Genomic DNA, 22525 nt, shown 5'->3' with positions numbered 1-22525 from the left:
AAGGCGCATATAGGAGGGAATAAGCGGCGTCAAAGGGAACGGATTTTTACGGTTTTTACGCCTGCGGCGTCCTGCGCGGGCGGTTGCCGCTGGCACGCCTATTCATTAAGACCGAAGCTCATGAGAGCGGAGGCGTCCCCATGTCGAAAGTGATCGCGCTTGTCGACGACGATCGGAACATCCTGACCTCCGTTTCCATCGCGCTTCAGGCCGAAGGCTTCACAACCCGTCTCTATTCGGATGGCGAAGCGGCATTAAAGGCTTTTGCCGACAATCCTCCCGATCTTGCCGTGCTGGACGTGAAGATGCCGAAAATGGACGGCATGGAATTGCTGCGCCGCCTGCGCGAGAAGAGCGAGCTTCCCGTCATCTTCCTCACGTCCAAGGACGACGAGCTGGACGAGGCGCTGGGCCTCGCCATGGGGGCCGACGACTATATCGCCAAGCCCTTTTCCCAGCGCCTCCTCATTGCCCGCATCCGCGCCATTCTTCGCCGCAGCGAGGCACGGCGAACATCCGATGAGGAGGCGGCGCCGGAGCCTGCGCAGATCGTCCGCGGCCGCCTCACAATGGATCCGGCCCGCCACCGCGTGTCATGGAACGGCCGGAATGTCACCCTGACGGTAACGGAATTCATGATCCTCGAGGCGCTCGCGCAGCGGCCTGGCGTGGTCAAGTCGCGCAACCAGCTGATGGATGTCGCCTATCAGGAGGACATCTATGTCGATGACCGGACGATCGACAGCCATATCAAGCGTTTGCGCCGCAAATTCCGGGCGATCGACGACGATTTTTCCGCGATCGAGACACTTTACGGCGTAGGCTATCGCTTTGCCGAGGAGTGACGACCTTTCCGTTCGCTGGTCCGGCCGTCTATCGATCAAGCGCCGGATCCTGGCGGTCAACATTTTTGCGCTCGCTATCCTGGCGGGCAGTCTTTTCTACCTCGACAGCTTCCGCGGCCGCATCCTTTCGACGCGCCTTGCGCAAGTGGAAACCGAGGTCGAGATGATCGCGACCGCCGTAGCGGCGGTGCCGGGTAGCGAGCGTCAGGCCCTCCTCGCCGCGCTTGGCCGCAAGTCCGGGACGCGGCTGCGCCTTTACGGCCGGGAAGGCAAGGTGATGGACAGCTGGGACGGTCAGCCGCCAACCTATCACCTCCGCGATCCGGAGGTTGAACCCTGGCCCAAGGATATCGCGCGCCTCCTAGACCGTGGCTTCGACGCGATTGTCGGCGGCCGCGATCTTCCGCCGTTCGAACCGGGCCTCGAAGATGGGCTGGCGGTCTGGCCGGAAGCGCGAACCGCACTCGCGTCGGGCCGCGTCGCCACGGCGATCCGCCGGGCGCCGGAAGGCACCCCCTTCCTCTCCGCCGCCGCGCCGGTGTCGAACGACGGCTCTTCGGTCCTGCTCCTCACCGTCAACGCCCGCGATGTCCGTACGGCGGTTCGCGCAGAGCGGCTGACGCTTGGCGTCGTCCTCATTTCGACGATCATTCTTTCCGTTCTTCTCTCCATCTTTCTCGCTAGGACTATCGCCAAGCCGCTGCGGCGGTTGGCCCGTGCCGCGCATCGTGTGCGCCTCGGCCGGGCGCGGGAAGTGGACGTTCCGCTTCTCCCCTCGCGACGCGATGAGATCGGGCTTCTCGCCCGCGCTTTGCACGACATGACGCACTCCCTCCGGTCGCGCATCGATGCGACCGAAGCCTTCGCCGCCGACGTCACGCATGAGCTCAAGAATCCGCTCGCATCGCTCAGATCGGCGGTCGACAGCCTGGAGAGGGTCGACGATGCCGCACTTCGGCAGCAATTGCTCGACGTCGTGCGCGACGATGTGCGGCGGCTCGACCGGTTGATCGTCGACATCGCGGAAACATCGCGGCTCGACGCGGAATTGTCGCGGGCCCGTTTCGAGCCCGTCGATCTCGGCAGCATGATCGAATCGCTGATGGCTTTGTGGGAACCACGCGCCGAAAGCGGGCAAGTCGCCCTCGCCTTCGCCCGGCCGCGCAAGGGCACGGCTGTCATCATGGGCGAAGAATCCCGCATTGCCCGCGTGCTGGACAATATCGTCGATAACGCCTTGTCCTTCGCGCCGCCCGGCAGCCTCATCGAAATCGCCGCCACGACTGTTGACCGGGAAGTGATCGTGACCGTCGAGGATGAAGGCCCAGGCGTGCCTCAGGACAAGCGTCAGGCGATTTTTAACCGCTTCTATTCCATCAGGCCTGACAATGAGGCGTTCGGGGGCCATTCCGGCCTCGGCCTTGCCATCGCCCGTGCCATCGTCGATGGCCATGGCGGGGCGATCGTGGTGGAAGACCGGCACGACGGGCGCAAGGGCGCCCGCTTCGTGATCCGTTTTCCGGGAGTGACGGCATGATTGGAACAGCGCTTTCGTCCGAAACCATTCACGGCACGACGGTCGCGATCGGGGGGCGCGGCGTCGTGATCTGCGGCCGTTCGGGATCGGGAAAATCGGACCTTGGCCTTCGCCTGATCGATCGGGGGGGCGTTTTAGTCAGCGACGATTATACTTATTTCCGGCGAACCAATGGCCAGCTCCTGGCTTCGGCGCCGGATACGATTCGGGGAAGGATCGAGGTTCGCGGCATCGGCATCGTCGACTATCCGGCGGCGCAAGACGTGCCCGTAGGGCTGATCGTCGAACTGGACGACCGCATCGAACGCATGCCGGAGCCTTCGATGCGCCGCATCGCCGGGATCGACGTTCCCCGCATCGCCCTTGCCGGGCTTGAGAATTCCGCGCCGATCAAGGTCGAACTGGCCCTCCGCATGTTTGGCCTGGGCGTGGCGTGAACAGCCCGCCGCCCAAGCGTATCCTTCTCGTCACCGGGCTTTCGGGCGCGGGCAAATCGACGGCGCTGCGCACGCTTGAGGATTTCGGCTGGGAAGTAGTGGACAATTTGCCGCTCTCCCTTCTCTCTCACTTGCTTTCGACGCCGCCCGCGACCGGCAGCGGCACGGCAGGCCGCCCGCTTGCCATCGGCATCGACACACGGACCCGGGATTTCGACGCCGCGCATGTCGTTCAGCAGATCGAGTCGCTGACGAGCGATGGAGACTATCCCATCGACTTGCTGTTCCTCGATTGTGCGGGATCGGAGCTGCTGCGCCGTTATTCCGAAACCCGCCGCCGTCACCCGCTCGCCCCCGACCGTCCCGCCACCGATGGCATTGCCGACGAACGGGCGCTGATGCAGCCGCTCCGCGCGCATGCCGATTATGTCATCGACACCACCGATACCGATGCACCCGCCCTGCAGGCCCAGATCCGGCAGCGTTTCACGAGCGCTGGCGCGGCGCCGACGCTGCACGTCATGTCGTTCGGTTTCGCGCGTGGCCTTCCGCGCAATGCCGACAATGTCTTCGACATGCGTTTCCTCGACAATCCGCATTGGGATCGTACGCTCCGCCCGATGACGGGGCTAGACAAGGAAGTCGTCGATTATATCGCCCGCGATCCCGCTTATCCGCAAGCGATGGAACAGATGGAAACGCTGCTGTTCACTTTCGTCCCGCGTTATGAAGCAGCCGGAAAGTCCTATGTCACGATCGCTTTTGGTTGTACGGGCGGTCGTCATCGTTCCGTTCATGTGGCGGAGCGTATGGCGTCGAGGTTGCGCGCGGCGGGATTTTCCCCCACGGTGGAACATCGGGATCTGGCCAGCCGCCCGCGCGACGGTGTCGAGGATAACGGCCCCGCCCGGTAGAGGAATGGGTTTCAAGGTGTATCGATGATCGGTTTGGTGCTGGTTACCCATGGGCGGCTCGCCACGGAATTCGTGACGGCCATGGAGCATGTCGTCGGACCGCAGGATCGGATCGCCGCCATCTGCATCGGGCCCGAGGACGACATGGAAGGGCGCCGCAACGATATCGCCGCCGCGATCGCCGATGTGGACGATGGCAGCGGCGTCATCATTCTTACGGACCTGTTCGGAGGAACGCCCTCCAACCTTGCGATTTCACTCATGAAATCCGACAAGGTGGAGGTCATTGCCGGTGTCAACCTGCCCATGCTGATCCGCCTTGAGGGGGCTCGCAAGACGATGGACGTTCGCGCCGCCGTTGCCGCGGCGCGCGATGCCGGGCGCAAATATATCTCCGTCGCGTCCGAAATCTTGGGCGAGGCTGCGGCCTGAATGTCGAGCCGGACCGTCGATATCCTGAACCGCCGCGGCCTTCACGCCCGCGCATCCGCCAAATTCGTGACGCTTGCCGCCTCCCTCCCCGCCAGCGTCGAGGTGGAAAAGGACGGGTCGCGTGTCTGCGGCACGTCGATCATGGGCCTGATGATGCTCGGCGCCGCAATGGGCGACACGATCACGATCAGCGCTTCGGGCGACGGCGCCGAAGCGGCCGTCCACGCCCTCGCGGAGCTCGTCGAGGCGAAGTTTCACGAGGAATGATGATCTCCACATTTTTGTGCTCCGGCGCAGGCCGGAGTTCAGCGGCGCCGATTTGTGAAACCGGGCTCCGGCTTTCGCCGGAGCACTAGAAAATGCCCCGGCAGATCACCGCTTTCTCCAACCCGCTCGTCAAGCAGGTGCGCGGGCTTCGCGACAAAAAGAATCGTCGTCGTGAAGGGCATTTCCTCGCCGAGGGGCTGCGCATCCTGACCGAGGCGCGCGAGGAGGGCTTTCTTCCCGAGATTCTCTTTTACGCCATCGGCCAGCACCATCCCTTGCTCGACACTCTGATCTCCGAAACCGAGGCGCAAGGCGGTGAAGTGATCGAAACAACGCCGGACATCCTCCATAAGATGTCGGGCAAGGATAATCCGCAAATTGTGCTGGGCGTTTATCCGGCTTTCCCGGGCGGACTCGACTCTCTCGATCGCACCGCCGCGAACATCTGGATCGTCGCCCAGTCGCTTCGCGACCCGGGCAATCTCGGCACGATCCTGCGCACGGGGGACGCGGTCGGCGCCGGGGGCCTGATCCTTATCGACGATTGCGTCGACCCGTTCTCCGTGGAGGCCGTCCGGGCTTCGATGGGCGCCCTCTTCACCCAGCGCATCGTCCAGGCATCGTGGGAAGAGTTCGTGCCCTGGCTGCGCTCCGGCCCCGGCCAGCTCGTCGGCATGAGCCTGCAGACCGATATCGATTATCAAACGCCCCGCTATGAAAGCCCGACCTTCCTGCTCGTCGGCAACGAGGCGCAGGGCCTGCCCGAAGCCTATGAGGCGGAGTGTGACCTGCTCGTCAAAATGCCGATGCTCGGCAAGGCGGACAGCCTCAACGCCGCCGTCGCCACCGCCGTCATGGCCTATGAAGTGCTGAACCAGCGACGCCCGCGTTGACCGGTTTGTGGAACCGGAAAGAGGCTTGGGCGCTTTGGCCGGCATGAAGATTTTCCTCGCCCCGCTCGGCGCGGCTCTGACGCTCGCCGCCTGTTCCGCCTACGGTCCCAATCCGGCACCCGCTCCGCCGCCGCCGTCATCGGCGACGTATCGCGCCCTCGGAACCGAACCGGGCTGGACGGTGACGATCGCGGGGGAGCGGATCGATTATGAGGGCGATTATGGCGAAACGCGCTTCACCGTGCCGCGCGTGGAACCGAGAACGACGTTCAACGGCCATCGCTACGAGTCGCGTACCGCCCGGCATTCGCTGATCGTCGACATCACCCATCTGCGGTGCAATGACGGCATGAGCGGCCGCGTCTTCGCCGACACGGTGATGGTGGAAGCGGACGGGAAGACCCTTCGCGGTTGCGGCGGCGACATATTGCCATCCGCCGACCTCGCGGAAACACGCTGGTCGATTGTCAGCCTGAATGGCGAAGCCATGCCGCGCAACGGCGCTTACTTCATCCACTTTTCGGGCGAACGCTTGTCTGGAAAAGCAGGATGCAATGCGTTTTCCGCCGCTTACACCGTCGCCAATTTTATTCTTAACGCCGGTCCGGTCGCGTCAACCAAAATGGCCTGTTCGCCGCCGCTGATGCAGCATGAGCAAGGGGCGATCGCAGTCCTTAGCCAGCCATCCAATTTGCGTTTCCGCGACGGCAACACGCTGATCCTGTCGAGCCCAGGCGGATCCATGGTCCTGCAACGCGCGATCTGATCGCCGGCAGCCCGCTTCACTCCGCCGCTTCGGCTTCTTCACCGCTGAGCTTGGTCAGCGCGCGCGGAACGGTGTCAATCACCGGCAGCGCTTCGATCTCCTTCGCGCCGCCGGACACTTCGAGCGTCTCGAACCGCTTGGCCTGGGTCAGTACCTGGCTCTCCAGGCTACCGACGAAACTGTTATAGGCATCGTTGGCGAGGCCCAGGTTGCGGCCCAGTTTCACGACATGCGCGCCCATCGTCGCGAGGCGGGCGTGAAGCTCCTTGCCGAGCCGGGCGATTTCGGCGGCTTCCTCGGCCAGCTTTTCCTGCCGCCATACGCTCGCCACCGTCCGCGCGATGGCAACGAGATTGGTCGGCGTCGCAAGAAGAACGCGGCGCTCGAACGCCCATTCCCATAGGCCGTCATCCTGCTCAAGCGCGGCGGTCAGGAAATGCTCGCCGGGAATATACATGACGACATAATCGGCGGCATCGCCGAATTGCTGCCAATAAGCCTTGCCGCCAAGCTGCATGGCGTGGGTCCGGATCGATCCCGCATGCGCCTTGAGGTGGCCCGCCCGCACCGCCTCATCCACTTCCTCCGATGCGTCGAGATAGGCGTTCAGCGAACATTTGGCGTCGATGATGATCTTCCGCCCGCCCGGCAGATTGACGATCACATCGGGGCGTAGCCGCCCGTCCTCGGTATCGACCGAGACTTCCATCTGAAAATCGGCATAAGGCGACAGGCCCGCTTGTTCGAGGACGTTGCGCAGCGATTGTTCGCCCCAGCGCCCGCGCGCCTTGGGGCTGGAGCGCAGCGCATTGACCAACCGCGCGGTTTCGTCGCGAACCTGGCTCTGCCCTTGACGGACCAATTCGACCGCTTCGCGAAGACCGGCATAATGATCCACCCGCTCCTTCTCGACCCGGGTCAGGCCTTCCTCATACCGCTTCAGCGTGGCTTCGACTGGTTGCAAAAGGGCCTTCAACTTCTCTTCGCTCTTCTCGCCCGCTTGGTGGAAGCGGGCGTCGGCGCGCTCCAGAAACTGTTTCTGCGCCTCGCCGAGGAGCTTGTTGCCCACCTCGCTGAATTGCGCCGACATCGCGTCGCGCGCGTCCTTCAGTTCCGCGAGCCGCGCTTCATAGGCGCGATCGCGCTCGATCTGGCCGGCGGTGATCCGCGCCAGTTCCGTCTGCGCGCGCCGTCCCTCTTCCCGGACATGAGCAAGCTCTTCCTGCAACATCGGGACGGCCTTCGCGCGTTCCTCGGCGGCGGCAAGATCGGTGATAGCGCGCCGGAAATCTTCCAGCCTCTCGTCCCGCTCCTTGCGATAGGCAGCCGCCTCGCGCCGTCCGATGGCCCAGCCTAGCCCAAGCGCCGCAACGACCGCACATGCCGCAGCCACAAGCAAAAAGGGATCCATCCGTCTTCCCCGCAAGTTTGGAACGAAATGCGAACCTAGAGCAGTTACGTCGCGCTCTCAAGCCTTTCCGGAACCTCACAGGCCGCGCTCCGTTCGTGGGTGCGGGCGGACGGCAAGTGAGGGAGCATATATGTCCATCGCCAAGATGATCGCCGCCCACCCCGATGTCGCCGGCAATCTCAACGAACCGCTGGCGACGGCCGTCCGGCATGCCATGTTCTGCTCGGTCATCTGCACGTCTTGTGCCGACGCATGCGCCGCGGAATCGGACGTCCACCATATGCGCCAATGCATTCGGCTATGCTTGGACTGCGCCGACGTCTGCGCCATGATCGCGCGAGTCGCGACACGCCGAACCGGCAGCAACGAAATCCTGCTTCAAGAAGCGCTCCAGCTTTGCATCACCGCCTGTGACCTCTGCGCGGAGGAATGCGCGCGGCACGATACCGACCATTGCCGCCGGTGTGCCGAAATGTGCCGGGAATGTTCGGACGATTGCCGGAAGGCGCTGGAGACCTTCTGACCAAAACTTAACGTCACTCCAGCGAAAGCTGGAGTCCAGGCAGTGCGGGCGGCAAGTTCCGTATGGATTCCAGCTTTGGCTGGAATGACGGTGGGTCACTGGATCGACAGTCAGGCCGCGAGTTTGCGTGCCTTGGCGAGCTTCTTCAGCAGCATATCGCGTTTCAGGCGCGACAGGTGATCGATGAAGAGAATGCCTTCGAGGTGATCCATTTCATGCTGCAGGCACACCGCCAGGAGGCCGTCCAAATCTTCCTCGTGCGCCGTGCCATTCTCATCGAGCCAGCGCGCGCGGATTTCGGCGGGGCGTTCAACTTCGGCAAACTGGTCCGGCACCGACAGGCAGCCTTCGTTATAAAGCTGATGATCTTCGGATTCCCGGACGATTTCGGGATTGATGAAAACCAAGGGCTTCTTCACCGGTTCGCCGCCCTCTTCTTCCGGTTCTTGAAGGTCGATGACAAGGATGCGCTTGGGTACCCCGACCTGTATGGCCGCAAGGCCGATGCCGGGGGCCGCATACATTGTCTCGAACATGTCGGCGATGAGCGCACGCGTCTCGTCCGTCACGGCTTCGACAGGCGTGGAAATCTGCCGCAACAGCGGATCGGGCGTCTCGATGATGGGTAGGATGGCCATGAGCGCGAGGTAGGAAGGCCGTGCTTTGCGGTCAAGCGCTTAGGCGACGGGCCGCCGTGCGCGTAGCGCCTGGGCGAGCGTGCCTTCGTCGAGATAGTCGAGTTCTCCGCCGACCGGGAGGCCGTGGGCGAGCTGGGTCAGGCGTACCGGGAACGTTTCCAGCCGTTCGGCGAGGTAATGCGCCGTGGTTTGCCCCTCGAGCGTCGCATTCATCGCGAGCACAACCTCATCTATGCCGCCAGCCGATACGCGGCCGATCAATTTATCGATGGAGAGATCCTCCGGCCTTATTCCCTCCAAGGCTGAAAGACGCCCGCCAAGAACATGAAAATGACCGGGAAAGAGCCTGGAACGATCAAGCGCCCACAGGTCCGAGACATCCTCCACCACGCAGAGCAAGCGAGCATCGCGCCGTGTGTCGGCGCAAATGAAGCAAGGATCGGTCGTGTCTACGTTGCCGCATGTTCCGCATATGGCAAGCCGATCATTCACGCTTTCCAGCGCGCGCAGCAAGGGCGACAGCGCGGTTTCTTTCTTCTTCAGCAGATGCAGCACCGCCCGGCGGGCCGAGCGCGGGCCGAGGCCGGGAAGCCGCGCCAGCGCCTGGGTCAGCGCATCGATCTCAGGAGAAGCCATGGCGAACGCTTATGGCGGCAAGGCCGTGCTTGCCAAGGGCCAACAAGCCTCTATTTCACGCTTCATGCGTATCGCCTTCATGGGAACACCGGATTTCGCGGTGCCGACGCTCGACGCCTTGGCTGCGACCGGACATGATGTCCTTGCCGTTTACAGCCAGCCACCGCGCCCTGCCGGCCGGGGCAAGGCGCTCCGCCCCTCTCCGGTGCAAGCGCGCGCGGAAGAGCTGGGCATCGAGGTGCGCACGCCGCTGAGCCTGAAGGACGAGGATGCGCAGAAACGGTTTCGCGATCTCGATCTCGATGCCGCGGTCGTCGCAGCTTATGGACTGATCCTTCCGGTGCCGATCCTGGACGCACCAAGGCATGGCTGCCTCAACGTCCATGGTTCGCTTCTTCCCCGCTGGCGCGGCGCGGCGCCGGTGCAGCGCGCGATCCTGGCCGGCGACAGGGTGACAGGCGTCACCATCATGGGCATGGAAAGAGGCCTCGACACCGGGCCCATGTATCTCACGCGCGAAACGCCGATCGACCGGAAGAGCGCCGGCGAGTTGACGCAGGAATTGGCGAAAATCGGCGCGGCCCTGATGGTTGAGGCTCTGGAGGGGCTTGATCATCTCTCCCCTGCCCCACAGCCTGAAGAAGGCGTCACCTACGCCGCCAAGGTCGACAAGGCCGAGGCGCGGATCGATTTCAGCCAAAGCGCGGAGACGGTGGAACGGCAAATTCGTGCCTTCAATCCCGTGCCCGGCGCCTTCTTTGAGCATGCGGGGGAACGGATCAAGATTCTCGCCGCCGATCCGGTGGCGGAACGCGGCGATGCGGGCGCCGTCATCGACGATGAATTGACGATCGCCTGCGGCGTCGGCGCCATTGCTCCCCGGCTGGTTCAGCGCGCCGGACGTGCCGTCATGACGCCAAAAGAATTTCTGCGCGGCCTCCACATTCCCGCCGGAATCCGGATCGAGTGACCCGTTTTCGCTTGACCGTGGAATTTGACGGCCGCCCATTCATGGGCTGGCAGCGCCAAGCGCACGGCCCTTCCGTCCAACAGGCCATCGAGGAGGCGGTCTTCGCGATCACGGGCGAGGAAAGCGTGCTCCATGCTGCGGGACGGACGGACGCGGGGGTGCATGCCCGCGCCATGACGGCCCATGCCGATATTGAGCGGCCCATCACCCCGTTCCGGCTTTCGGAAGCGCTCAACGCGCGTCTCCGCCCGCTCCCGATCGCGATTTTGAAGGCGCAGGAAGCGCCCGATGACTGGCATGCCCGGTTCAGTTGTGTCGGGCGCCGTTACATCTATCGCATCGTCAACCGCCGCGCGCCGCTCGCGCTGGAAGCGGGCCGGGCATGGCAGGTGAAGGTTCCGCTTGACGCGGCGGCCATGCACGATGCGGCGCAGCTGCTTGTCGGCAAACATGATTTCACGACTTTCCGGTCCGCGCACTGCCAGTCGGACAGTCCGTTGAAGACTTTGGACCGGCTCGATGTGCGGCGGCTGGGCGACACGATCGAGATCGAGGCGGCGGCGCGTTCTTTCCTCCATCACCAGGTGCGGTCGATGGTGGGCTGCCTGGAACTGGTCGGCCGTGGCAGCTGGAGCGCGGAGGATTTGGGAAGCGCCCTGAAGGCGCGGGACCGCGCCGCGCTCGGCTTCAATGCGCCGCCGGACGGATTGTATTTCGTCGAGGCAATCTACCCTTAGCCGCCGATCAGCATTTCACGCGCCGGTTCGTGGCTCAGGAAAGCCTGGGGGCTGGCGGACAAGCCGTAAGCGCCCGCGAGAAACAGAACGATGATGTCGCCGACATCCGCGCGCGGAAGCATGACATCATCGGCCAAGCGATCCAACGGCGTGCAGAGGCAGCCGACAATGCTCACCTCCTCTTCCGCATCGAGGCCCATCCTTGCGGCGACCGCGACAGGATAGTTGCGCCGCACCACTTGGCCGAAATTGCCCGATGCGGCGAGTTGGTGATGCATGCCGCCGTCGACGATCAGGAACGTCTTGTCGTGGCTGTTCTTGCGGTCGACGATCCGGGTCAAATAGACCCCCGCCTCGCCTACAAGCCAGCGGCCAAGTTCAATTATAAATTCTGTGTTCGCAAGAATTTGAGGCTGTTTGTTAAGATTCTCTTTCAGAGCGATGGCTACGGCTTCGACGTCAAGCGGCGTATCGCCAGCCATATAAGAGATGCCGAACCCGCCGCCCAGATTGACAAGCGGCGGCGCAGATCCGGCCTGTTCGGCCAGATCGGCCGCCAGCGCGAGGGAAGCGGCTTGTGCCTCGATCAGGGCTTCGGCTTTCAACGCCTGAGAGCCCGCGAAGATGTGGAAGCCGCGCCAATCGGCGCCCGCGTCAATGAGGCGCCGGACAAGGGCGGGCACGCGGGCGGCATCGACGCCGAACGGCTTGGCGCCGCCGCCCATGCGCATGCCGGAGCCTTTGATCTCGAAATCGGGATTCACCCGCACCGCGAGACGGGGACAGATGCCGAGGCGCGCGGCGATGGAGAGCGCTCGATTCGCTTCGCCTTCGGACTCGAGGTTGATCGTCACGCCGGCCTCGATACCGGCCTGAAGCTCCGCATCCCGCTTGCCCGGTCCGGCGAAGGAGATATGCCGCGCGTTCATCCCCGCCGCCAGCGCCGCACGCATCTCTCCCGCCGAGGCGACGTCCAGGCCATCGACCTCTTTCGCTATCCAATTCAGGAATGGCCGATAAGGATTTGCTTTCATGGCATAATGAAGACCGGCACTGTCACCGAAAGCAGACCTGAAGCGGGCGATCCGCGCGGCCGCGATGGCGGCGTCGTAGACGAAAAGCGGCGTCCCTCCGGCCTCGGCGATGAGCGCGTCGGCGGGCTGGCCGCCGATGCGGAGCATGCCTTGCTGGGCAGCGAATTCGGGTGGGATAGGCCCCATCGGCTTGCTCATGACGTCAGCTCCGCCTTGATGCGCTCCCGGTCCAGCTTGCCGTTCGGCCCACGCGGCAGTTCCGCGCGCACCAGCAAGGCTGACGGCTGCATGAAATTGGGGAGCTCGCGCTTCAAATAATCGCGCAAAGCCGCTTCGATGGCGCCTTGGTCAGGCGCGGGGCGGGCAATGAGGGCAATCGCCTCCCCCAGCCGGTCGTCGGGATAGCCGAAGGCGAGGGCTTCGGAGACGAGGCCGCTTCTCACCGCCGCCTCTTCCACTTCGGTTGGGCTGACGCGGTTGCCCGACGTCTTGATCATCGCATCGTCGCGGCCGACGAAGTAGAAAAGTCCCTCCTCATCGACCCGCACCCGGTCGCCCGACCAAACGGCAATGCCGCCATGCCGGGACGTAGCGGGTGCGGGCCTGAAGCGTTCGGCGGTCCGCGCCGGGTCGCGCCAATAGCCTTGCGCGACCAGCGGCCCAGCGTGGACCAGCTCTCCCGTTTCGCCGGGTGCGGCGGGATTGCCGTCCGGGCCGATCGCCATCACCTCCGCGAAGGGAATGGCGCGCCCCATCGAATCCGGATGCGCGTCCACCAAAGCGGGGTCGAGATAGGTGGAGCGAAAGGCTTCGGTGAGGCCGTACATCAGGAAGATGTCGGCGGCCGGGAACACCTCCCGCATGCGCCGCACGATCGATGCCGGCAGTTTGCCTCCCGAATTGGTGAGCTTGCGCAGAGAAAGCGCTGACGCGCCGGGCCATTGCGCCTCGATAAGCTGCACCCAGAGCGGCGGCACGCCCGCGAGGACGGTAATGCCGTTTCGTTCCACGGCACGGATCACGTCCTTGGCCGACAGATAGTCCAAGAGCACGCCCGCCCCGCCCGCCGCCCAGGCCGAAAACAGCTGGTTCTGGCCGTAATCGAAACTCAGCGGCAGCACGGCGAGCGTGCGGTCGGAAGGTGTGAGACCGAGATAATAAGCGACGCTGATCGCGCCGAGCCAGAGATTGGCGTGGCTCAGCATCACGCCTTTTGGGCGTCCGGTCGATCCTGATGTATAAAGGAGGGCTGCCAGATCGTCCGGATCGGCGCTGGAAGGCGGCAGCCGATCTCCTTTTTCCAGCAGGAAGGCGGCCTCGAAGTCGCCGAGGATCGAGCAACCTTCCGGCGCATCGCCCGCCTTCAGCGTCGCGGCGCGTGCATCGCCGGTGATGAGGAGGCTGGCGTCGCTATCCTGAAGAATATGCGCCACTTGCGCGCGCTTCAGCAGCGGATTGACCGGGACATGGACCAGCCCGGCCCGCGCGCAGGCCAGCGGAAGCAGACTCGTCATGCGCGTCTTGGGAAGCCAGCTCGCCACGCGAGCGCCTTTCCCAAGTCCTCTGCCCGCGAGGGCACCGGCGAGACCCGACACCATTTCCTCCAAACCGGCATAATCGAGCAACCCTTCCCGCGTCAGCAGCGCGGCGGCAGAAGGGTCGCCGCGCAGCGTCAGGTGGTCGAGCGGCCGGGGGTTGGGGTCCAAGGGTTCCACCGCGCGTCCATAGCGCGACATCGGCCAACCACAAAGGTTGCCGCGTTGCAGCAAAGCGACTAACCGGCGTTCGTTCTGCCAAACAAGGATCGGGCCCGTGACGTTCACCGACGCCGAAGATGTCGACCTTACCCTGCGCGCCGTGCTGGCCGATACGCTGGGACTTTCACGGGAACGCGTCGAGGGGTTCACCGAGGCAACCGCGCTGTTCGGATCTCTTCCAGAATTCGATTCCATGGCGGTGGCCACGCTTCTAACCGCACTGGAAGAGCGGCTCGGCATCCTTATAGAAGATGACGATATCGACGCCGAAACGCTTGAAACCTACGGATCTTTTCTGAGCTTCGCGAAAATGAAGGCGCTCAAATAATTAAGCTGTCATTCCAGCGTAAGCTGGAATCTCGGTCGAAATTCGCATGAGCCGCAGAGCGTTCAGATTCCAGCTTTCGCTGGAATGACGGATGGCAGTTTGCCGCGCGATCAGGCTGCAACATCCGCCCTATTGGTCGCTTCGAAATCCGCTTCGGCCAGAAAGCGTTCGGCATCGAGCGCGGCCATGCAACCCGTACCCGCCGCCGTCACCGCCTGGCGGTAGACCTTGTCCATCACGTCGCCGCAAGCGAAGACCCCGGGAACGCTGGTGCGGGTGCTGCCCGTCTCGACCGCGATATAGCCGTCGCCGTCCAGCTCCAGATGCCCCTTGAACAATTCCGTCGCCGGGGAATGGCCGATGGCGACGAACCCGCCTTCCACGTCCACCCGCGAAACCTCGCCCGTCACCGTGTTGCGCACGTCGATGCCGACCAGCCCTTCCGGCTCGCCGCCCGCGACGAACTTGTCGACGGCGCTGTTCCACAGAATCTTGATATTGGGGTGGGCGAACAGCCGTTCCTGCAGAATCTTTTCCGCCCGCAGCGAATCGCGGCGGTGGATCAGGGTCACGTCATGGCTGTGATTGGTCATGTAGAGCGCTTCCTCGACCGCCGTATTGCCGCCGCCGATCACCGCCACCTTCTTGCCGCGATAGAAGAAGCCGTCGCAGGTCGCGCAGGCGGACACACCCTTCCCCTTCAGATGTTCCTCGCTGGGCAACCCAAGCCATTTGGCCTGCGCACCGGTCGCGATGACCAGCACGTCGCCGGTGTAGACAGTGCCGCCGTCGCCGATCAGGCGGAAGGGGCGCTGCGACAGGTCGACCTCGACGATATGATCCCACATCATCTGAGCGCCGACATGCTCTGCCTGGGCCTGCATCTCCTCCATCAGCCAGGGGCCCTGAATGACGTCGCGGAAGCCCGGATAATTCTCCACGTCCGTTGTCGTGGTGAGTTGCCCGCCCGGCTGAATGCCCTGCACCACGATCGGCGCCATTCCGGCCCGCGCGCCGTAAATGGCGGCGGAAAGGCCGGCGGGGCCGGAGCCGAGGATAAGCATGCGGGTGGAGTGAGTCGCGGTCATGGGTGAAGCTGCTGCCTGAGATTGTTCGTTGAAGGAAGCGAGATAGGGGCGGGACCGGGAAAAGCGCAACCGCCTTTCCGCCCATTTGCGGGACGCCCGGCGGGTTGTTAAGAGCCGCCCCACAACGACACATTCGCATGATGAGGATGCAGCCCATGTCCGCCCACGAAAATCCGCTCGGCCTCGACGGCTTCGAATTCGTCGAATTCACCGCCCCCGATCCGCAGGCCATGCACGAAATGTTCGTGACGATGGGCTTCACGCATCTGTCGAACCACAAGACAAAAAATATCCGCCATTACCAGCAAGGCGACGTGAATTATCTCCTCAACATGGAGGACAGCGGTCCGGCCGCCGATTTCCGCGCCGCGCACGGTCCGTCGGCAAGCGCCATGGCTTTCCGGGTCCAGGACGCTGCGAAAGCCTTGGAAATGGCGCTGGAACGCGGCGCGGCTCAAGTGGAAGGCGATTATGCCCTCCCCGCCATCGAAGGCATCGGCGGCTCCTATCTCTACTTCGTCGACACTTATGGCGAGAACACCATCTACGATGCGGAGTTCGAACGGGTCGAGGGCGCGGTGCGCGACCGGAACAGCGTCGGCCTCCACACGCTCGATCACCTCACCCACAATGTGAATCGCGGCCGGATGAACCATTGGGCCGGTTTTTACGAACTGATCTTCAACTTCCGGGAAATCCGCTATTTCGACATCGAGGGGCAGCAGACCGCCCTCCTCTCCCGCGCCATGACCGCGCCGGACGACAAGATCCGCATCCCGCTGAACGAAAGCCAGGACGAGCACAGCCAGATCGAGGAATTCCTGCGCGAATATAAGGGGGAAGGCATCCAGCATCTCGCCATGGCGACGGACGACATCTTCGCCACCGTCGATGCGCTGCGGGCGAACGGCGTGCGCTTGCAGGACAGCCCCGACACCTATTTCGACATGATCGACGAGCGACTGCCCGGCCACGGCCACAATGTCGCGGAAATGCGCAAGCGCAAGATCCTGATCGACGGATCGCCGGAGACGGGGGAGGGCCTGCTCCTCCAGATCTTCACCGAAAATATGGTCGGCCCGATCTTCTTCGAGATCATCCAGCGCAAGGGCAATCAGGGCTTCGGCGAAGGCAATTTCAAGGCTCTGTTCGAATCGATCGAGCTCGACCAGATCCGTCGCGGCGTGCTGCCGGCCATCGGCGAGAAAGCCTGATCTTTCCGATCTGTCACCACGTTGCCAATCGTTCTCGCACCGGCATTTCTTCTTCGCTCGGCAACCGCCCTCCCCTTCGCTGGTTCTAGAGGCCATGCAAGGAGAAGCAAATGCCGGTTTCGAACCTGACCCTCGTCGAGCGTATTGCCCGCATTCTCGCGGCACGGGATCTCAGCATCAACGCGGCGGGAGACGATCCCTCCGCCGGACCGAACGTGGATGAGGAGTGGCATCGCTATACGGATGACGCCTTGGCGATTTTACGCACATTGCGCGAACCTGATCCGGTCATGGCTGCCGCGGGCGATGCCGTCATGTGGGAAAAAATGGTCGAAGCGGCACTTCGCATCGAGGAAGCCGCCGAAAAGCTCTAGGCTTAGCCCTCGCGCGGTGTTCCGGCGCGATAACCGGGCGATGGCGCGTGTAAGGTGGGAGCGGTGAAGGCGCTCTGCTCTCGGCCACCTACCGTTTTCACGAATGCGAGCAAGGCAGTGCGGACTTCCGGCCGAAGGGCGAGGCAGGCGCTTAATAACTCGGATGCTTCCGAGCTCAGCCACTGGCCAGTGGAGCGCTCGCCGGTCAGCACGTAAAGCACATCCACCTCCGCTTCCGCCAATCTGGCGAGATAATCGGCGCGCAAATCCCGCCGGTCGTTTTCATAAAGGCTTTGTTTCGGCACGTCGGTCCCGACAAGATCGGCGAACTCGGCCTGCCGCAAACCCAGTCTCTTCCTCTCTTCGGCAAGACGCGAACCAAAGCTCATCGCTTTTGAAAAATCTTTCTTGACAAATAGACGAAAACCGTTGAATCCGTGATAGATTCGTCGATTATGCATTGCATATGCGATTGGGACTGTCGCGTCCTAAATCGAAGAGGGACTGTGCCTGTGGAGTTTCTTGAAGCGCCGGACGGCCGATTGCCGGCCTTGCCCCGTCCTTGCTGCCAGGATGAATATGTTCTGCTCACCGCAGCGCGAGCGGTGCTGATGGTGTTTCAAAAACCTCTCGAAGAGCAAAATTTGTCCGTTCCATCCGTTGCAGCTTTGCGGCTGCTGGAAACCGCACTGGAACCTTACAATCATGAATGATTGGATGGCCGGACCAGATCCAGCTGATTTGTTGAGACAAATGACGTGCAGTTCCTTGCCGTCAATCGCAGCCTGGCATTCAGCTGAGCTCTCGCCGCCTGAATGCCATTTTCGATCCGAACGAAGTCGCGCGTCCGGGTCGGCCTAAAGTCTACTAAGGCATGCGAGGAAGCGGAATGGACCCGCCATCAGGCGCGGCACCTGGAGAGATGGCCTTTGGACGATTCACATCGTTGATCGAAATCGAATGAATGCTACCAATGTGACCCTTGGGGATCAGAAAGGTGGCTGTCACGATCACGTCTTGGTCCGGATTGACGATACCGAACTTGTTCACCTCGACCGAGGAAGCTTGATAGGCACTTTTGCCGATCAAGGTCAGCCGAAGATCGCTTTTGGCCGACGAAAGCGGAAGGCCCGATATGTTTTTCGACCGCAGCTGAACCTCAACCTTATCGGGCAAGGCGGGCATGCCGATCTTTTTGTAATCTACGAAAATAGGCGTGACGTTCCATTTCGCGCCAATGTAGCTCGTCCCCTGCGTAACCGGCAGAACCTGCGCTATCGCCGCGCCGGCCGCAAAGGATAGGGAAGCGGCCAGAAGCAAGGCACCGCATCGTATAGGCAAACGTGAATTGAGCATGGATTCCCGCCGATTCATTTATGTGAGAGCACTTAAGGCTCCAAAGAGCAATTAATCCCAGATGTTTTCGACCAACGTCGCGATTGTAAAGACGAGTAAGGCCACGTATCGGCGGAGACGCTCGAAATCAAAGCGGCACCTGTTAGGTGCCAGCATCAGCATCAACCGTTCAGATAGCGCCGATACTCCTCCCGCATGTCGACCAGTGTTTCCCGCGCATCCGGAGAGCCCGGCCAGCGTCAAGCTCCTGACCAACGACATCGATTTGGAGCGCGGTCAGCTTGCGGCATTCTTCCATACTCATGATCCCCATATCGGCGGCGGTCCGCCAGGCGGGAAGCATTGAAACCGTGGTCGCCGCGAATTGGGCGTTGGCTTCGACTTCCTCGAGTGTCGGCAGAATGCGCGCGTCTGGCGAAGCAATATTCATCCGCCGCACGATCGCTTGGCCCCAATGCTGGTCGCGCGCGGCGGACATTATCGCTTCATCACGCGCCGTTTTGATCTGCGAAACAACGATCCGGCCGTCTTCGAGCACGATGCCCGCAGTCTCACCGGTGTCGCAGCGATAACCTGGCGTCTCGACGAACGTTTCGAGGACGGCTTCCGACAAAGCCTCCACGCGCGAATAGTGAAATGGTACCGTGCGGCAGCTCAATGGCCGGCGATCATAGATTCCGCAGCGATTGCCATTGAGAGCGCTGCAAGCGCCGGAGTTCGTGTCGAGCGCTAGCGCCGAGATCATGAGATACTTCGTATAATCAATCGACTTGCCGTCACGACGAACCTTCGCTTGCGACTTGCGGGCGGCAAAGGCACTCAGGAGGCGCTTCTTTTCATAAAAAGCCGCGCTCGCATTGGCCGGTGTGTCGTCGTTTGCCAGATAATCGCTCAGCCGGCGCGGCAGCCAATAAAGGCGGAACATCAGCCGAAACACGAATATGTCCGCAAGCGCCGCCGCTTCAGACAAGCTAACTTCGGGTGAACGATCGCAGCATTTGCCGCACTGCGTGCAGGCAAAACGTCGTACCCTCTGGTTCATTCAACTTCCCCGCGCAGCCGGAATGAGATTTGCCGCCTCAATGAGCCAGACGCGCATATTCGGTGGGAATGGACATGATACCGCGTTCAAATCACATGAGCGGAATACATTCAGAAGATGGTAGCGGAGGAGGGACTTGAACCCCCGACACGCGGATTATGATTCCGCTGCTCTAACCAGCTGAGCTACTCCGCCCCATGGGCATCGCGGCGCATCCTTCGCGCCGGGCGAGGCCGCGCTATAGGCAGGGGCGGCATGGCGGTCAACAGGCGAACGCATCGCGCCGGAACCAGCCGCCTGTCCTGTCGTTTCGAGCGGAAAGCCACGGAGAGTTTCATGGATTTGCTCACCCCGCTCGACAGCCTGTGCAGGATCATCATTCGCGCCCGTGAAGCCGAGGCGCAGGTGCCTGCCGCCGATCCCGACGAGGATCCCGACAATGTCGACGATTTCGACGATGAGGGAGGTGAGGCTTTGTCGGTCCTCGAAGACGAGTTGAACGATGTCGAGGACGAGCTCCGCGCGGCGCTCGACGATCTTGCCGACGACCAGCTGGCCGAAACGCTGGCGCTCGCTTGGGTGGGGCGCGGCACTTATGACGCAAGCGAGTGGGACGAAGCGTTCGCCGAGGCGAGCGAGAATGATGCGGAATCGGCGATCGACGAATTGCTCGACATGCCGCTTTTGGGCTCGCACCTCGAGGCCGGGCTTACGGCCTTCGACTATAGCTGCGACGGCGTCGGCCAGCTCGACTGATCAGCCGCGGAAGGGATGGCGGCGGATCGGCTGCCATGGGCCGCCGCGATAGGCCCAGCTTTGCAAGCCCGCAATGCCGAGCGGGCGGATGCTGAAACCAATACTGAGCTCCTGCTGGAGCGCCTTCGCTGCGGCGGGCGTCACCTTGTTCTGGATCGTGATGTGCGGGCGCCAGCCCGCCTGGTCCTGGGGCGTCAACAAGCCGCGAAAAGCCTCGGCGAGGCTGGCCCGGATAGCCTTCAACTCCTCGCTTTCCACGCGGAAGGCGGTGCCGCCGCCAAGGTTGAGAATTCCGGCAATGGTCGCGCGCGGCGGAGAGCTCGCAGTGATGACGCCGAGCCGCTGCCCGAGTTCCGCCTCGACGCCCGGAGGCAAATGATGAAACAGGGTGAGATGCACCGGAACCTGGTTCCGTTCAGGCGGGAAATGCCGCCGGCGCAGCCCCTCTAGCCAGCCATGATCCTCGCCGGCGAACAGCGCCGTGACGATGATCGGCGAGCCAGCGTTCAAATTTCGACCTGGCTGCCAAGCTCGACGACCCGGTTCGGCGGCAATTTGAAGAATTCCATCGCGCTTTCCGCATTGCGCAGCATCCAGCTGAACAAGCGTTCCCGCCATATGGCCATGCCCGGCCGCGATGACGCGATAAGGGTCTGCCGAGCAAGGAAGAAGCTGGTTTCCATCATGTTGAACACCGAGCCGCATTTCTCCACGCGCTGAAGCGCCGCCGGCACGTCGGAATCCTGCATGAAGCCATATCGGACGACAAGGCGGTAAAAGCCGCTGCCAAGATCGCTCAATTCGAACCGCCGGTCTTCGCCGACATAGGGCACATCCTCAATCTTGACGGTGAGGAGCATGACACGTTCATGCAGCACCTTATTATGCTTCAAATTGTGGAGCAGCGAGTGGGGGACGCCGTCGGCCGAGGTCGTCATGAACACGGCGGTGCCCGGAACGCGCGTGGCGCTGCTCGCGGCCGATTTGATGAAGATGGAGGCGGGAATCGATGCCTCGCGCATGCGGGCGAGCATCAGCTGCCGCCCCTTCGCCCAGGTGGTGAGCAAGGTGAAGGCGATGAGCCCGATCAGGAGCGGCACCCAGCCGCCGTCCGGAACCTTCGTCATGTTCGCGCCGAAATAGGCGAGGTCGACGATGAAAAAGATGGCGAGCAAGGGCAGCGAGAACCAGGGCTTCCACCTCCAGAGGGAGAAAAGGACGACAGCGAGCAGGCAAGTGTCGATCAGCATGGCGCCGGTCACCGCGATGCCGTAGGCGGCGGCGAGGTTGCTCGAATTCTGGAAGAACAGCACGAGCAGGATCACCATGACCATCAGCGCCCAGTTTATCGCTGGAATATAGATCTGCCCCGCCGCCGACGCGCTGGTGTGGAGGATGCGGAGGCGCGGGATGAAGCCGAGCTGGATCGCCTGCTGCGTCACTGAAAAGGCCCCGGAAATCACCGCCTGGCTGGCAATGATCGTGGCAAGCGTCGCGAGGATGACGAGCGGCAAGCGGAAGTTTTCCGGCGCGAGAAGGAAGAACGGGTTCCTGACCGTTTCGATCGCCGCCGCCGGGTCGAGCGACAGGAGCATCGCCCCCTGCCCCATATAATTGAGCATGAGAGCGGGCATGACGAAGAATAGCCAGGATACGCCGATGGGCTTGCGCCCGAAATGGCCCATATCGGCATAAAGCGCCTCCGCGCCCGTCACCGCCAGCACGACGGATCCTAGAGCCAGGAAAGCCCGCCATCCGTCAGCGAGGAAGAATTGCACGGCGTTGAATGGATTGAGGGTCTCGAGAACGATGCCCGGCATGTTGACGATGTGCGAAACGCCGAGCACCGACAAAGTCAGGAAATAAAGGAGCATGATTGGCCCGAAGAGCGCGCCGACCTTCGCGGTGCCGCGCGCCTGGATGGCGAACAGCCCGACGAGGATGCCGACGGCGATGGGCAGGACGAACGGCCCGAAGCTCGATTCGACCGTGGTCAGGCCTTCCACCGCCGAAAGCACCGAAATGGCCGGGGTGATCATGCTGTCGCCATAGAAGAGCGCCGTCGCGAACACGCCGAGCATGACGATGCCCGCCGTCCATTTCTTGCCTTCCGCCTTGCGGTTGATGAGCGCGAGGAGCGCGAGGCTGCCGCCCTCCCCCTTATTGTCCGCGCGCATGATAACGCCGACATATTTGATCGACACGACGATCATCATCGACCAGAAGATCAGGCTCAGCACACCGACGATGTGCAGCGCGTCCGGAGTCAGCGGATGGTGCCCGGCGAACGTTTCGCGGAAGGCATAGATCGGGCTGGTGCCGATGTCGCCGAAGACGATGCCCATGGCGCCAAGGGCCAGCTTGGCGAGTCCGCCATGATGGGGCTGTTCTCCAGCGGGGCGATCCGATGGGAGCGATGGGGCGGCGGTGTCGGTCATTTTCGAAAAGGCTGTCGCCTTCAATTCCCTTCAAACACCCTGGCCCCGCCAAGGCCGGCGGCGCTTAGCATGCCAGAATTTGGTTCGCAACGGCGACAAAATGATTCAGCGCCGCTATAGGTCCGCGCAAAA

Annotated in this window: 27 protein-coding genes and 1 tRNA gene; 16 read left to right on the top strand and 12 right to left on the bottom strand. The window is 62.7% G+C overall.

Annotation, left to right across the window (positions count from 1 at the left end):
* Nucleotides 1-140: 140 nt before the first annotated feature.
* The 8 genes from IC614_RS03340 (at nt 141) to IC614_RS03305 (ending at nt 6091) form a co-directional block, all read left to right on the top strand.
* The gene (locus IC614_RS03340; protein WP_200972317.1) at nt 141-845 is read left to right on the top strand and encodes a response regulator transcription factor; all 705 of its coding nucleotides are present in this window, start codon (nt 141-143) and stop codon (nt 843-845) included.
* Nucleotides 832-2382: a sensor histidine kinase gene (locus IC614_RS03335; RefSeq protein WP_264175503.1), complete on the top strand. Its 1551-nt coding sequence runs from the start codon at nt 832-834 to the stop codon at nt 2380-2382. Before IC614_RS03340 ends, IC614_RS03335 begins: the two co-directional genes overlap by 14 nt.
* On the top strand, nt 2382-2819 hold the full coding sequence (locus IC614_RS03330) for an HPr kinase/phosphorylase (RefSeq protein WP_200973074.1): 438 nt from the start codon (nt 2382-2384) through the stop codon (nt 2817-2819). The genes IC614_RS03335 and IC614_RS03330 overlap by 1 nt, the downstream gene beginning before the upstream one ends.
* On the top strand, nt 2816-3733 hold the full coding sequence (gene rapZ, locus IC614_RS03325) for an RNase adapter RapZ (RefSeq protein WP_200972316.1): 918 nt from the start codon (nt 2816-2818) through the stop codon (nt 3731-3733). The genes IC614_RS03330 and rapZ overlap by 4 nt, the downstream gene beginning before the upstream one ends.
* Before the next feature lie 24 nt (nt 3734-3757).
* On the top strand, nt 3758-4165 hold the full coding sequence (locus tag IC614_RS03320) for a PTS sugar transporter subunit IIA (RefSeq protein WP_200972315.1): 408 nt from the start codon (nt 3758-3760) through the stop codon (nt 4163-4165).
* Complete coding sequence (locus IC614_RS03315; protein ID WP_200972314.1) at nt 4166-4432, top strand: HPr family phosphocarrier protein; 267 nt, start codon at nt 4166-4168, stop codon at nt 4430-4432.
* A gap of 92 nt (nt 4433-4524) precedes the next feature.
* Nucleotides 4525-5325, top strand: a complete 801-nt coding sequence (locus IC614_RS03310; RefSeq protein ID WP_200972313.1) for a TrmH family RNA methyltransferase — start codon at nt 4525-4527, stop codon at nt 5323-5325.
* Nucleotides 5326-5368: 43 nt separating this feature from the next.
* A complete protein-coding gene (locus tag IC614_RS03305; RefSeq protein ID WP_200972312.1) occupies nt 5369-6091 on the top strand; it encodes an META domain-containing protein in 723 nt (240 codons plus the stop codon).
* 16 nt (nt 6092-6107) lie between these two features.
* Here IC614_RS03305 and rmuC read toward each other — a convergent pair whose 3' ends face one another.
* Entirely contained in the window at nt 6108-7502 is a 1395-nt protein-coding gene (gene rmuC, locus IC614_RS03300) for a DNA recombination protein RmuC (RefSeq protein WP_200972311.1), read from the bottom strand.
* 130 nt (nt 7503-7632) lie between these two features.
* On the opposite strand from rmuC, the gene IC614_RS03295 reads away from it, so the two are divergent.
* Nucleotides 7633-8025: a four-helix bundle copper-binding protein gene (locus tag IC614_RS03295; RefSeq protein ID WP_200972310.1), complete on the top strand. Its 393-nt coding sequence runs from the start codon at nt 7633-7635 to the stop codon at nt 8023-8025.
* A gap of 110 nt (nt 8026-8135) precedes the next feature.
* Here IC614_RS03295 and def read toward each other — a convergent pair whose 3' ends face one another.
* Both def and recR read right to left on the bottom strand, forming a co-directional pair.
* Entirely contained in the window at nt 8136-8663 is a 528-nt protein-coding gene (def, locus tag IC614_RS03290; protein ID WP_200972309.1) for a peptide deformylase, read from the bottom strand.
* Nucleotides 8664-8702: 39 nt separating this feature from the next.
* Complete coding sequence (gene recR, locus IC614_RS03285) at nt 8703-9299, bottom strand: recombination mediator RecR (RefSeq protein WP_200972308.1); 597 nt, start codon at nt 9297-9299, stop codon at nt 8703-8705.
* Between the two features lie 64 nt (nt 9300-9363).
* On the opposite strand from recR, the gene fmt reads away from it, so the two are divergent.
* Both fmt and truA read left to right on the top strand, forming a co-directional pair.
* A complete protein-coding gene (fmt, locus tag IC614_RS03280; protein ID WP_200973073.1) occupies nt 9364-10269 on the top strand; it encodes a methionyl-tRNA formyltransferase in 906 nt (301 codons plus the stop codon).
* Nucleotides 10266-11006 (top strand): tRNA pseudouridine(38-40) synthase TruA, encoded by a 741-nt coding sequence (gene truA / locus IC614_RS03275; RefSeq protein WP_200972307.1) that lies wholly within the window; start codon nt 10266-10268, stop codon nt 11004-11006. The genes fmt and truA overlap by 4 nt, the downstream gene beginning before the upstream one ends.
* Here truA and IC614_RS03270 read toward each other — a convergent pair.
* Complete coding sequence (locus IC614_RS03270) at nt 11003-12238, bottom strand: pyridoxal-dependent decarboxylase, exosortase A system-associated (protein ID WP_200972306.1); 1236 nt, start codon at nt 12236-12238, stop codon at nt 11003-11005. The genes truA and IC614_RS03270 overlap by 4 nt on opposite strands.
* Nucleotides 12235-13776: an acyl-CoA ligase (AMP-forming), exosortase A system-associated gene (locus IC614_RS03265; protein ID WP_200972305.1), complete on the bottom strand. Its 1542-nt coding sequence runs from the start codon at nt 13774-13776 to the stop codon at nt 12235-12237. Before IC614_RS03265 ends, IC614_RS03270 begins: the two co-directional genes overlap by 4 nt.
* 76 nt (nt 13777-13852) lie before the next feature.
* Between IC614_RS03265 and IC614_RS03260 the strand changes: the two genes are divergently transcribed.
* A complete protein-coding gene (locus IC614_RS03260; protein ID WP_200972304.1) occupies nt 13853-14125 on the top strand; it encodes an acyl carrier protein in 273 nt (90 codons plus the stop codon).
* Nucleotides 14126-14235: 110 nt separating this feature from the next.
* Here the strand turns inward: IC614_RS03260 and trxB are convergent, their stop codons facing one another.
* Nucleotides 14236-15213, bottom strand: a complete 978-nt coding sequence (gene trxB / locus IC614_RS03255; protein WP_200972303.1) for a thioredoxin-disulfide reductase — start codon at nt 15211-15213, stop codon at nt 14236-14238.
* A 155-nt stretch (nt 15214-15368) separates the two neighbouring features.
* Here trxB and hppD point away from each other — a divergent pair, with 155 nt between their 5' ends.
* Nucleotides 15369-16427, top strand: a complete 1059-nt coding sequence (hppD, locus tag IC614_RS03250; protein ID WP_200972302.1) for a 4-hydroxyphenylpyruvate dioxygenase — start codon at nt 15369-15371, stop codon at nt 16425-16427.
* A gap of 110 nt (nt 16428-16537) precedes the next feature.
* On the top strand, nt 16538-16801 hold the full coding sequence (locus tag IC614_RS03245) for a hypothetical protein (RefSeq protein WP_200972301.1): 264 nt from the start codon (nt 16538-16540) through the stop codon (nt 16799-16801).
* A 2-nt stretch (nt 16802-16803) separates the two neighbouring features.
* Here the strand turns inward: IC614_RS03245 and IC614_RS03240 are convergent, their stop codons facing one another.
* Nucleotides 16804-17262 carry a helix-turn-helix domain-containing protein gene (locus tag IC614_RS03240; RefSeq protein WP_200972300.1) on the bottom strand — a complete coding sequence of 153 codons (459 nt, stop codon included), beginning with the start codon at nt 17260-17262 and terminating at the stop codon, nt 16804-16806.
* A 51-nt stretch (nt 17263-17313) separates the two neighbouring features.
* On the opposite strand from IC614_RS03240, the gene IC614_RS03235 reads away from it, so the two are divergent.
* Nucleotides 17314-17514: a hypothetical protein gene (locus tag IC614_RS03235; RefSeq protein ID WP_200972299.1), complete on the top strand. Its 201-nt coding sequence runs from the start codon at nt 17314-17316 to the stop codon at nt 17512-17514.
* A gap of 154 nt (nt 17515-17668) precedes the next feature.
* Here the strand turns inward: IC614_RS03235 and IC614_RS03230 are convergent, their stop codons facing one another.
* The 3 genes from IC614_RS03230 to IC614_RS03220 all read right to left on the bottom strand — a co-directional run bounded on the left by IC614_RS03230 (nt 17669) and on the right by IC614_RS03220 (nt 19394).
* Nucleotides 17669-18175 carry a hypothetical protein gene (locus tag IC614_RS03230; protein WP_200972298.1) on the bottom strand — a complete coding sequence of 169 codons (507 nt, stop codon included), beginning with the start codon at nt 18173-18175 and terminating at the stop codon, nt 17669-17671.
* A gap of 151 nt (nt 18176-18326) precedes the next feature.
* Entirely contained in the window at nt 18327-19199 is an 873-nt protein-coding gene (locus IC614_RS03225; RefSeq protein ID WP_200972297.1) for a YkgJ family cysteine cluster protein, read from the bottom strand.
* 118 nt (nt 19200-19317) lie between these two features.
* Nucleotides 19318-19394, bottom strand: a tRNA-Met gene (locus IC614_RS03220).
* 141 nt (nt 19395-19535) lie between these two features.
* Between IC614_RS03220 and IC614_RS03215 the strand changes: the two genes are divergently transcribed.
* The gene (locus tag IC614_RS03215) at nt 19536-19955 is read left to right on the top strand and encodes a DUF3775 domain-containing protein (protein ID WP_200972296.1); all 420 of its coding nucleotides are present in this window, start codon (nt 19536-19538) and stop codon (nt 19953-19955) included.
* Here IC614_RS03215 and IC614_RS03210 read toward each other — a convergent pair whose 3' ends face one another.
* Both IC614_RS03210 and IC614_RS03205 read right to left on the bottom strand, forming a co-directional pair.
* Nucleotides 19956-20465: a 2'-5' RNA ligase family protein gene (locus tag IC614_RS03210; RefSeq protein ID WP_226372711.1), complete on the bottom strand. Its 510-nt coding sequence runs from the start codon at nt 20463-20465 to the stop codon at nt 19956-19958. It abuts the gene before it with no gap.
* Nucleotides 20462-22393: a potassium transporter Kup gene (locus IC614_RS03205; RefSeq protein WP_200972294.1), complete on the bottom strand. Its 1932-nt coding sequence runs from the start codon at nt 22391-22393 to the stop codon at nt 20462-20464. The genes IC614_RS03210 and IC614_RS03205 overlap by 4 nt, the downstream gene beginning before the upstream one ends.
* Nucleotides 22394-22525: the final 132 nt, after the last annotated feature.

This window comes from Sphingosinicella flava, from assembly GCF_016025255.1.
GTDB lineage: Bacteria > Pseudomonadota > Alphaproteobacteria > Sphingomonadales > Sphingomonadaceae > Allosphingosinicella > Allosphingosinicella flava.
The sequence above is the reverse complement of the archived record's forward strand: the minus strand, read 5'-3'. Positions and strand labels throughout refer to the sequence as shown.